This window comes from Streptomyces sp. 15-116A (assembly GCF_025290915.1).
Taxonomy (GTDB): domain Bacteria; phylum Actinomycetota; class Actinomycetes; order Streptomycetales; family Streptomycetaceae; genus Streptomyces.
On record NZ_JAOCQE010000248.1, the window covers coordinates 1 to 9,601 of the forward strand.

The following is a 9,601-nucleotide window of genomic DNA, read 5'->3' on the forward strand; positions in this document are numbered from 1 at the left end:
CCGCCCCCGCCTGGCCACCCCGCTGCTCATCCTCCTGGCCGCCCCGTACGCGCTCTTCATGTTCAACCCATCCGTCCCCCTGGCGGCGGCGCTCGCCCTACTGGCCTCGATCGGGTTCGGCGCCAGCCTGATCCACCAACACCACCTGACCACCCTGACCCCCACCACCTTGACCGGCCACGCCCTGGGCCTCCACTCCTCCGGCATGCTCACCCTCCAGGCCCTAGCGGCAACCCTGGCCGGCACCCTGGCCCAACTGACATCCCCACCAGCGGCGATCGCGCTCCTGGCCCTGACATCTTTGACAGCCACAGCGCTACTGCGTCGGGCAGACCGCCGCAACGCCGCCGACACGCTCACCCCGGAGGCCGGCCCTGCCCCCGATCGGAGTTGATCACTCCTCCTCGTCCTCCGGGGCCTCGCCCTCCAGCAGGCGTTCTGCGATGTCGTCCGCCCAGGTCTGGGCCCAGCGGCGGAGTTGCTCCAGGGCGGGGTGGTCGAGGCCGTGGGTGCGGAATTCGGTGTCGTCGAGCCAGTCCGTGCCGGTGAGGCGGGACTGGAGTTCGGCGAGGTCAAAGGTGTCGGGGGCGTGGCGGCGGCCGAGTTCCTCCAGTTCCAGGTGGCTCCAGCGGTCCGCCGCGGCGTGGACGTCGACGAGGTCACGCGGCAGCCCGCGATCCGCCAGCGCCCTCACCTTCGTACCGACGAGATCCTCCAGGGACAGCGTCGGCCCGGCCTCCGTCATCACCGGCGGCCGCCACAACACCTCCTTGCGGAGATCGACGCAGATCTCCTCCCCGCCCACGGACTCGCGCACCACCAGCCGCGCCGCCAGCGGATCGACCTCCGCCTCCCCGACGACCCACCCCCGCGCCTCCAGCCCCGCCCGCACCCCGTCGACGATCTCGCCCATCGCCGCGGCATCCTCGGTGGCCACGTCCACCCCCCGGCTGAACCGCTCCACCAGCCCATGCGCCCGTACGGCATCACCCCCGGCCAGCACCAGCCCGTACGGCGCCCCCACGGCAAGCAGATCCACCCGCAGCCGCTCGTGCACGGCGTTCGTCCCGGCAACCGGTCCCGCAGAGGCCATGCCCCGATTATCGCCCGCACCCCGCCGACCTGCGGAGACGACGGGGCGGACGAGTGAGACCGCCCGGAGCCCGGGGGCTACTCCTTGCGCGCGACTCCGCAGTACGCGTCCACGTCGGACGGCCCGCCGTCCTCGTCCTCGGGCCGCCACTCCGGCACGCGCACCACGCCCGGCTCGACCAGCTTCAGCCCCTCGAAGAACCCGGCGATCTCCTCGACGCTCCGCACGTGATACGGCACCGCCCCGCTCTCCTTGTACGCCGCAGCCGCCGCGATCACCTGCTCACTGGTGGCCGTAGCGTCACAGATCACCAAGTAGCTCCCGGCCGGCAGCCCCGCCATGAGCCGGCGCACCAGCGCCCGCGCCTCCTCGTACTCCTCGACGTGACCGAGGGTGTTGAGGATCATGAGCGCGACGGGCTGGGAGAAGTCGAGCGTCTCGGCGGCGGCGCTCAGCACGGCCTCGGGGTCGTGCAGATCGGCGTCCAGATACGCGGTCCTGCCCTCCGGCGTGCTGGTCAGCAGCGCGTGCGCGTGCGCCAGCACGATCGGGTCGTTGTCGACGTACACGATCCGCGCGTCCGGAGCGACCCGCTGCGCCACCTCGTGCGTGTTGTCGGCGGTCGGCAGCCCCGTCCCGATGTCGAGGAACTGCCGTATCCCCTGCTCCCGGGCGAGATGCCGCACGGCCCGCCCGAGGAACCGCCGGCCGGTCGTCGCGATGTCCGCCAGCCCGGGGAAGATCTCCTTGATCTGATCCCCGACCTGACGGTCGATCTCGTAGTTGTCCTTGCCGCCGATGAAGTAGTTCCAGAACCGCGCCGAGTGCGGCCGCGTCGTATCGATCCGCGCCCGTGTCTCGAAACCGGCACTGTCACTGTCCTGAGCGATGTCCTCCGACACGGCTGAGCCTCCTGTGGGTGTGCGGTGACCAGTACACCCAACGTATGTGAACTCAGCGGGTCGAGGAGGCAGTTGAGGACGATAAAACGTCAGTTCCCGCGGCCCTCGGCGCCTTCACCCTCCTGGGCGTCGTCGGCCCTCTTCGCCTCCTTGGCCTTCCCGACAGCGACCCCCACCGCGAGGCCGACGGGCAGCCCCAGTGCGAGACCCAGCCCGATGTTGTCGAAGACGGTCAGCCCGAGCATGAGCCCCACGGAGGTGCCGAGCGACATCCCGACCGAGATGCCCATGCTCAACGCCTTGCCCGGCGCGCTCGCACCGTCACGTTCCCCCGAATCCCCGTTCATCGCCCCATCATGTCAAGCGCCCCCGCACGCCGTCGATCCACCCGGCCCCCAGCCGCATGGCGCACCGGACGCGGTGACATGCTCGCTGCTCATGAGGCCCCCACGTGTCCCAACTGCTCTCGCTGTATCGCTCCTTGCCGCCCTGACGGCCTGCTCGCCACCCGCGCAGCCCGACGACAGCTCCGGGGCCGGCCCCCTGAAGCGATACGCGCGGGCGGACCGCATGGAGATGCCGGACCTGTCGGGCAGGACCGTGGACGGCGGCCGGGTGAGCACCGAGGCGCTGCGGGGCAAGGTCGTGGTGGTCAACGCGTGGGCGTCATGGTGCGCACCCTGCCGCGCGGAGGCCCCGGGCCTGTCGCGCGTCCACAAGGAGCTGTACGACAAGGGCCTGCGCGTGGTCGGCGTCAACGCGGACAGGTCCCGCTCGGCGGCCGGCGCCTTCGAGAAGGACGCCCGCCTCGCCTACCCGAGCCTGCACGACCCCCAGGGCCGCCAACTCCTGCGCCTGCCCAAGGGCCTGGTCAACCTCACGGCCTACCCCTTCACGATCGTCGTCGACCCGGAGGGCAGGATCGCGGCGACGCGCATCGGGGCGATCAGCGAGACGGAACTGAAGCGGGCGGTCACACCGCTGCTGCCTGGCTGAGCACCACACTGTCGCCGAACGACGTCAGGGACTGGGGACGGGCTCGATGCGCTCGCGGTTCAGCAGATAGAGGGGGAGGTGGGGCAGGTCCGTGGCGACGGGGAAGCCGGAGTCGAGGGCGAGGCAGGCCATCGCGAGGGGCCCGAGCGCCACTTGGGCGCGTGGTGCGGGGGACTCACCCCAGTACGCGCCGTGTTCCGCGACGGCCTCGGCGAGGGTCTTGGCGAAGGCGTCGTGGTCCCGTGCGATGAGACGGTGGAACAGCGCGACCGGCTGGTAGTCGATCGCGTTCACGAACTCCATCGGCGCGTGGGTCACGTCCTCGGGCCCGGACGTGTTCATGGTGGCGAGCAGCCGCTCCACCACCCCGTCCATGGAGTCGCGTTCGGAGAAGTAGATCCGCAGGGTGTCGATCCAGTGCAGCACGTACGTGTCGACGGAGTCGTCCTGCCGCAACGCCTCCAGCGGCACCCCGCACAACCGGCGCACCCGCTCCCACTCCCGGCACACGATCGCCAGATAGAGGGCGTCCAGCCAGGCACGGGCGTCCGCGGGCGGTGCGGCGGGTGTGGCGGGCAGCGGCCTGACGAGGTCCTCGCCGAGCGTGCAGTCCTGCGGCCGCGCACCGGTGAACAGGGCGCACCCGAGCTGTACGGCGGTGGACCAGGCGTCCCAGGTGTCGATGTGCGCGGCCTTCGGATCGGCGGCGCAGCGGGCGTGCGCGAGGGCGGTGGCGGAGGCGAAGGCACCGCCGAGGCCGCCCGCCGGGCCGGACGAAAGGCGGGCTATGGACTCGGCGGTGGCGTGGGTGAGTTCGGCGAGACGCTCGGTCGTCGCGGGCGGTGTCTCGGCGGCGGTACGGGTGGCGAGCCGGCCGGCGCCGTCGAGGCGCACCAGGCCCTTCATCAGGCCGAGCAGGCGCGGCGGCGGCTGGATGGAGAAGGTGCGGGTGTCGTCGTCGATGACGGTGAGGGACGTCAGGCTGCCGCGGTGCCACCAGTAGACCCGTGGGGAAAGCGGGCCGGGCCCGTCCTCGTAGGCGCCCAGGGCGTAGGCGGCGAGGTGATTGACCGCGTCGACGACCGTGCCGTCGGCGATCGGGTGGAACACCAGGTTGTGCCGGCTGGGCACGACGACCAGGGCACCGGCGTGCGGCAGCGACTCACCGGTCACCCGGTGCACCGCGGCGGACAGGTACAGGGCCTGGCTGCCGACGAAGTGCGAGTCGCCGTAGAAGGAGTGCAGCACCGTCCCGTCGTACGGGATCTCCTCGTGCGTCACGGGCACCCGCATCAGATTCGCGTACGCCGCCTCGTGCAGCTCCTCCGGCCCCACCTGCTCCACATCCGGATCGGTGAGGATCCGCACGTCGGTGGGCCGGTCGAGGGCATAGGCGAGAACGAGCCCGTCGGCCACGAGCCGCGCGTACTGCAGGGCTCCGGCGATCTCGGGGCTGATGGAGTCGGCGGGCAAGAGCCGGGCGTGCGCGCCGCGCAGCAACTCGTCGGGCTCAGGGGCAATGTGATCGGTATTCATCCACCCGACCCTACGAAGGCCGCAGCAGCCCGAACGACACGACCCGGCTGCTGATCACTGTCCGACTCGCCCGTCGACGCACTCACGCAGCAGGTCGGCGTGGCCGCAGTGGCGGGCGTACTCCTCGATCCGGTGCACCAGCAGTTCCCGCACCGAGGTGCCGTCCTTCCCCACTCGCTCGCCCAGATCCGCGTACCGGGCCAGCGCGGCGTCGGTCGCGGCCTGCTCGCGCTCCAGATCGGCGTACGCTGCGTCGACCACGGCCTGATCGGCGACGGCCCCGTCGAAGTCCGCGTCCCGCCTGCCGTACAGCTTCGGCAACGGGTCACCGTCGGTGATCCAGTTGCGCCAGTCCCGCTCCACCTCGGCGAGGTGCCGAACGAGCCCTAGCAGCGACATCGTCGACGGCGGCACCGAACGCCGGGCCAACTGCTCGGCGTCGAGCCCTTCGCACTTCATGCGCAGGGTGATGCGGTAGTTCGTCAGGAAGTCCTGTAGCGTCGCGAGTTCGCCGTCCGGACCGGCACCTTGGCTGTCACGGGGATCGTCGTCCGGGTCGGCCCACATGTCGGGATGGACGGTGGCCTGGCTCCAGCGCGCGGGTTGGTCGCTCATGGGCTTCATGGTGGTCCGGGGAGGCCCGGGACGGCCACCGGGTTTCGGGGAGGCGACGGGGCCTTGCCCTGCCGGGGGATACGCCGAGTCCGACGCTCGCGGGCGGGGCGCCGGGCCGCCGGAGCCATGAAGTGGTCTCCGGCAGCCCGGGGTTCGCCCGTCAGAGATGCCGCAGCCCTCGCCTGTGGGTCGGGCTGAACCGGTCTCAGCCGGCGGCCGCCATCACGGCCCCGAGCACGGCAGGAACGACCACCAGCCCGGAGGCCCGTGCCACCGCCGCATGGCCGTGCCGCTCGGTGAGCCGGCGCACCACGAAGGCCGCGACCAGGGCCAGCGGGAAGACGATCAGCGCAGCCTCGTCCAGCCCGACCTCGTGACCGGACAGGCGCCCGGCGCCGGTCATCGCCAGGGTCCCGACGAGCAGCGCGAGCAAGACCGAACCGGTTCCGAACCAGCGGTTCTCGATGTGCTCGACGACGTTGCCGAAGCTCGCCCCCGAGAGCTTCATCCGCACGGAACTCACCAGAGCCGCGCCGAGAACGGCGAAACCGACGATGAGGCAGGCCCACTGAAGACCCGTCGCAAGCGTGTGCATCGTACGTTTCCTCCTTGTCCGGGCGGGCTCACCAGCAGTTCTTGATGACCTGGTCGACGCCGAGGATCTCGGCGGCGATCGCACCGATGCCGGTACCGGACTCCTCGAACACCTCCATGATCGCCTTCTTGAAGCTCTTCTTGCCGCGCTTCTTCTTGTCCTGGATCTTTTTGACGACCTTCTTGATGCCGCCGAGCTTGTCGATGGCCTTCTTGACCTTGTAGATCTTTCCGATGGCCAGGAGGTTCGAGCCGACGGCCAGCAGGATGCCCCGGGCGCAGCCACCGGCGTTGAACTTCATCAATTGGACGCGGCCCTCGCCGGCTGTGTCCCCGAGGCGAACCCGAAGCCACTGCTCGGTGGCCTCCTGCCCCTGCTGGAGGACCGTGTCCGGGATTTCACTGACGATCTGGAGTGCCTCTTCCAGTCCCGCGAAGGCGGTCTCCTCGTTCAGACCCTCCAGTGCGTCCAGCCCGGTCCCCGTCCCGGCGGCCGACCTCATGGTCAGCGTCGCCGGGGCGTTCCGGTCAGCTGCTGTGGCCTGACCGAGTGGTCTGTGGCTATGGATGACGTGGTCACGTCTCCCCCTGATGTTCCGTTGTTGATCGGCGTGTTGGTCGGACACGCGTGCCGCAGGACATCACCTGGCTGCTGGTCGGACAGCCACGCTGATCGAGCGACGTGATGATCTTGTGACGGTATGCCCCCTACGGGCAAGGCGCTTGAGGAAGACCTGAGCCAAGGGGCGCTGAGCGGCAAACAACAGCGGCTGCCCCGTCGAGACGGCAGCCGACGAGGGCTGCCCGCAGCGGACCTTCGTCCGATCGCTCAAGGCCGCCGTGCAGATGCCCCTACTGGCAGCGGTTTGTCACGATCACGTGACTTCCACCGACCTGGGGCAACCACACACCACCATCACAAGTCGTCTACACGTACATCGCATTCACCTCAGGGGACATCATGAGTCAGCAGTACCCGCAGCAGCCCAACCAGCCCGGCCCCTACGGCCAGCAGCCCCCTACCGGATACGGCTACGGCTATCCGCAGCAGCCCGGATACGGCACGCCCCCGCCTGTCCCGCAGCCGCCGAAGAAGCGCGGCATCGGCAAGGTGCTCGGGCTCGGCTGCGCCGGTGTGCTGGGTCTGTTCGTCATCATCGGCGTGGCCGCGAGCGGCGGAGACGACGACTCCAGCGGCGGCAAGGGCTCCTCGGCCGCCGCCGAGAAGGCCCCGCGCGAGGAGAAGGCCGCGGGGTCCGGCGCGAAGGAGTCCGACGACAAGCCTGCCGAGGAGAAGGAAGAGCCCGTCGAGCAAGGCCCCGTGAAGATCACCGCGAAGAAGACCGCGTTCGCGAAGAGCATCCTCGCTGACGGCACCGGCTACACCAGTGTGCTGGTCACCGTCACCAACAACGGTGACGACACGATTGACGTGAACCCGCTGTACTTCTCCATCACCGACACCGACGGCACCAAGCACGCCGCCGAACTTGCCGCGGATGAGAACCAGATCGACACCGTCGACCTTGCCCCTGGTGAGAACATCTCCGGCACGATCACCGGAAAGGGCAAGTTCACCCCGAAGTACGTGACCTACACCGACGGCCTTCTCGGCGATCCGCTCCGCGCAGACGTCTCCTGACTCCGGCGACTACGCCCGTAGCCGCCTTCCGCGTGACGGTCTCGCGTCCTGGCCCACATCCAGTGCGCCCGGACCCGATCGCGACACACGGCCCCCGTGCCTACCCGGGCGGGGGCCGTTCGCGGTTCATCACAGAACAAGCACAACGTTCACGCCGTGCACACATACGGAGCATGCTGGCCCTTCAGCGACCATCCCTGGGGGGACGAACCATGCGCATCCGCTACACCATCGGCGCCCTCACCGCCGCCGTACTCTTCACCCTCACCGCCTGCGAAGGCACCGAGGCCACCGGCACCAGCAAGCCCGACACCGCCGACCAGAAGACCGACGACCAGGCCACGGCGGACACCGAACCCGGCACCGACACGGAGACCACCGAAAGCGACACGGCCGACGACGCCGACGCGGGAACGGCCGAGACGGCTGAGCTGCCCGACCTCGTCGGCCTGGACCTCCAAGCCGCCCAGGACGAGGCGCAAGCAGCGGGCTTCTACGTCCTCGACGATCAGGACGCCAGCGGCCAGAACCGCCTCCAGGTACTCGACCGCAACTGGACCGTCTGCAGCCAGGAACCCGAGGCCGGCACCCACCCGACGGACACCCAGGTGACCTTGTTCGCGGTCAAGGACACCGAGAGCTGCTGACCCACCCGCGCTCCGGCCCGGCCGTTCTCCTCGTACGGTCGGGCCTTCTTCATGCAACAAGACCGAGAACCACTTCGGGTAGACGGAGGGCACCTCAAAGCGTCGGGTTGGTAGTCCGGTTCGGCCAGGACCATGGGGGAGATGATGAGGTGACTGGTTGCTGCCACGGCCCTCTTGTGGGCTGATCCTTTAGGGGACGTTCCGGAGATCAACTCTCCATCCGCTCACGCAACCGGCCCCGGACGACGAGTCCGAGGCCGAGCAGAAGCCCTGTCCAGGGGGAGAAACCCCAGGTCGGAGCGGAATGTCTGGTGCCCCCGGCAGGATTCGAACCTGCGACACCCGCTTTAGGAGAGCGGTGCTCTATCCCCTGAGCTACGAAGGCGGGGATCTCGGCGAGATCCGGCGACTAGCCTAGCGGATAAGGGATCGGCAGTGGCAAGGTTCTCGTTGGTGCAGGTCAGAGGGGGTGTGGGTTGCGTCGCCAGGTGGCTGGGGCGGCCGTGGGGCTATAGGTCCTCGGGCAGGAGCTGGAACGCCTTGTGCCCGGTCAGAGGTCGCATCATGCGGAAGTGGCCGTCCGACGTGAACATCACGTTCGTGCCGTACGCCGCGGCCAAGGCCACGTTCATCGCGTCCGTCAGGCCTACCCCCTTGCCGCCGTCTGCGTCCTGGTAGTCCTCCGCGACTGCGATCGCCGAGCTCAAGTGGGGGCTCACCGGGGGCACTTCGAACCTGCGGATAGCCACGTTGCGCTCGATGAACCTCGCCGCGACGACGGCCTTCTCGGCTCCGGCCCGCGCGGCGATCAGGTGGTCCAGCTCGGCCAGGATCAGTGGGGACACGACGAGGTGGCTGATCGAAGCCAGGGCCTTCTTGTGTGCGTCGTGGCCGGTCAGCCTTGGGTCAAGGAGCCGGTACAGGGCGTTGGTGTCGGCGATGGCAACGAGGCTCACGAGCCCATCCCTTTGAGCGTGTCCTCGATCTCGTCGTCGGTGAGGTCAGGGAGGCCCAGGTCAGGAAGGGCGATCTCTCCCATCGGGTCGGCCGGGTACGGGGGGATCTCGTCAGCCTTGATGGGGACGACCCGCGCTACGGGCACGCCGTTCTTGGTGACGGTGATGGTCTCGCCCCGCGCGGCCGCAGCCAGTATCTGCGAGGACTTCTGGTTGAACTCGCGGGCGGTGGTCTCCATGTAGTACAGGTTACTCCCACAAAGGCTTCCGCTGTCTTTGCAGGTCAGCCAATTCAGGCCCGGTCAGGTCAGGGGGATCGGGGTGAAGCGGCCGGCGGTGTGGAGGTCGGTTTCGATGGCGGTGGCGGTTTCGCGGAGGGCGGGGAGGAGGTGGGTGCGGCAGGAGTCCGTGCTGTGGCGGGAGACGTGGGTGGAGATGTTCACCGCGGCGATGGTCGCGCCCGTGCGGTCGTGGAGCGGGACCGCCAGGGAGCGCAGGCCCTCCTCCCACTCCTCGTCGACCAGGGCGTAGCCCTGGGAGCGGATCGTGGCGAGGGTGCGGGTGAGAGTGGACGGGTCCGTGATCGTGTGGGGAGTGAAGGGGCGGAGGGGGGCCAGGGG

The 9,601-nt window shown here is 69.4% G+C and carries 13 protein-coding genes, 1 tRNA gene and 1 pseudogene; 4 read left to right on the forward strand and 11 right to left on the reverse strand.

Features of this window, described 5'->3' with window-relative positions:
* Positions 1-394 (forward strand): annotated as a pseudogene (locus tag N4P33_RS28145) (MFS transporter); the annotation flags it as partial.
* Here the strand turns inward: N4P33_RS28145 and N4P33_RS28150 are convergent.
* From N4P33_RS28150 to N4P33_RS28160, 3 genes are all read right to left on the reverse strand, one after another.
* Positions 395-1,093, reverse strand: a complete 699-nt coding sequence (locus N4P33_RS28150; RefSeq protein WP_260829650.1) for a nucleotidyl transferase AbiEii/AbiGii toxin family protein — start codon at positions 1,091-1,093, stop codon at positions 395-397.
* 77 nt (positions 1,094-1,170) lie between these two features.
* Positions 1,171-1,995, reverse strand: coding sequence for an SAM-dependent methyltransferase (locus tag N4P33_RS28155; protein ID WP_260829651.1), 825 nt, complete (start codon positions 1,993-1,995; stop codon positions 1,171-1,173).
* An 89-nt stretch (positions 1,996-2,084) separates the two neighbouring features.
* Entirely contained in the window at positions 2,085-2,342 is a 258-nt protein-coding gene (locus tag N4P33_RS28160; RefSeq protein ID WP_260829652.1) for a hypothetical protein, read from the reverse strand.
* A gap of 223 nt (positions 2,343-2,565) precedes the next feature.
* Here N4P33_RS28160 and N4P33_RS28165 point away from each other — a divergent pair, with 223 nt between their 5' ends.
* A complete protein-coding gene (locus N4P33_RS28165; RefSeq protein ID WP_260829654.1) occupies positions 2,566-2,991 on the forward strand; it encodes a TlpA disulfide reductase family protein in 426 nt (141 codons plus the stop codon).
* A 24-nt stretch (positions 2,992-3,015) separates the two neighbouring features.
* Here the strand turns inward: N4P33_RS28165 and N4P33_RS28170 are convergent, their stop codons facing one another.
* From N4P33_RS28170 to N4P33_RS28185, 4 genes are all read right to left on the reverse strand, one after another.
* Positions 3,016-4,527 (reverse strand): immunity 49 family protein, encoded by a 1,512-nt coding sequence (locus N4P33_RS28170; RefSeq protein WP_260829655.1) that lies wholly within the window; start codon positions 4,525-4,527, stop codon positions 3,016-3,018.
* 54 nt (positions 4,528-4,581) lie between these two features.
* On the reverse strand, positions 4,582-5,151 hold the full coding sequence (locus tag N4P33_RS28175) for a DinB family protein (RefSeq protein ID WP_260829656.1): 570 nt from the start codon (positions 5,149-5,151) through the stop codon (positions 4,582-4,584).
* 196 nt (positions 5,152-5,347) lie between these two features.
* Positions 5,348-5,737, reverse strand: a complete 390-nt coding sequence (locus tag N4P33_RS28180; protein ID WP_260829658.1) for a hypothetical protein — start codon at positions 5,735-5,737, stop codon at positions 5,348-5,350.
* 28 nt (positions 5,738-5,765) lie between these two features.
* Positions 5,766-6,239, reverse strand: a complete 474-nt coding sequence (locus N4P33_RS28185; RefSeq protein ID WP_260829659.1) for a hypothetical protein — start codon at positions 6,237-6,239, stop codon at positions 5,766-5,768.
* Positions 6,240-6,697: 458 nt separating this feature from the next.
* Between N4P33_RS28185 and N4P33_RS28190 the strand changes: the two genes are divergently transcribed.
* Positions 6,698-7,378 (forward strand): DUF4352 domain-containing protein, encoded by a 681-nt coding sequence (locus tag N4P33_RS28190; protein ID WP_260829660.1) that lies wholly within the window; start codon positions 6,698-6,700, stop codon positions 7,376-7,378.
* A 212-nt stretch (positions 7,379-7,590) separates the two neighbouring features.
* Positions 7,591-8,025 carry a PASTA domain-containing protein gene (locus N4P33_RS28195; protein ID WP_260829661.1) on the forward strand — a complete coding sequence of 145 codons (435 nt, stop codon included), beginning with the start codon at positions 7,591-7,593 and terminating at the stop codon, positions 8,023-8,025.
* A 309-nt stretch (positions 8,026-8,334) separates the two neighbouring features.
* Here N4P33_RS28195 and N4P33_RS28200 read toward each other — a convergent pair.
* The 4 genes from N4P33_RS28200 to N4P33_RS35590 form a co-directional block, all read right to left on the reverse strand.
* Positions 8,335-8,410: transfer RNA gene (locus N4P33_RS28200), tRNA-Arg, on the reverse strand.
* A 124-nt stretch (positions 8,411-8,534) separates the two neighbouring features.
* Entirely contained in the window at positions 8,535-8,981 is a 447-nt protein-coding gene (locus N4P33_RS28205; protein WP_260829662.1) for a PIN domain-containing protein, read from the reverse strand.
* Entirely contained in the window at positions 8,978-9,220 is a 243-nt protein-coding gene (locus tag N4P33_RS28210; RefSeq protein ID WP_260829663.1) for a type II toxin-antitoxin system Phd/YefM family antitoxin, read from the reverse strand. Before N4P33_RS28210 ends, N4P33_RS28205 begins: the two co-directional genes overlap by 4 nt.
* A gap of 63 nt (positions 9,221-9,283) precedes the next feature.
* Positions 9,284-9,601: IclR family transcriptional regulator C-terminal domain-containing protein (locus N4P33_RS35590; RefSeq protein WP_313904601.1), on the reverse strand; the 318-nt coding region annotated here is incomplete at its 5' end.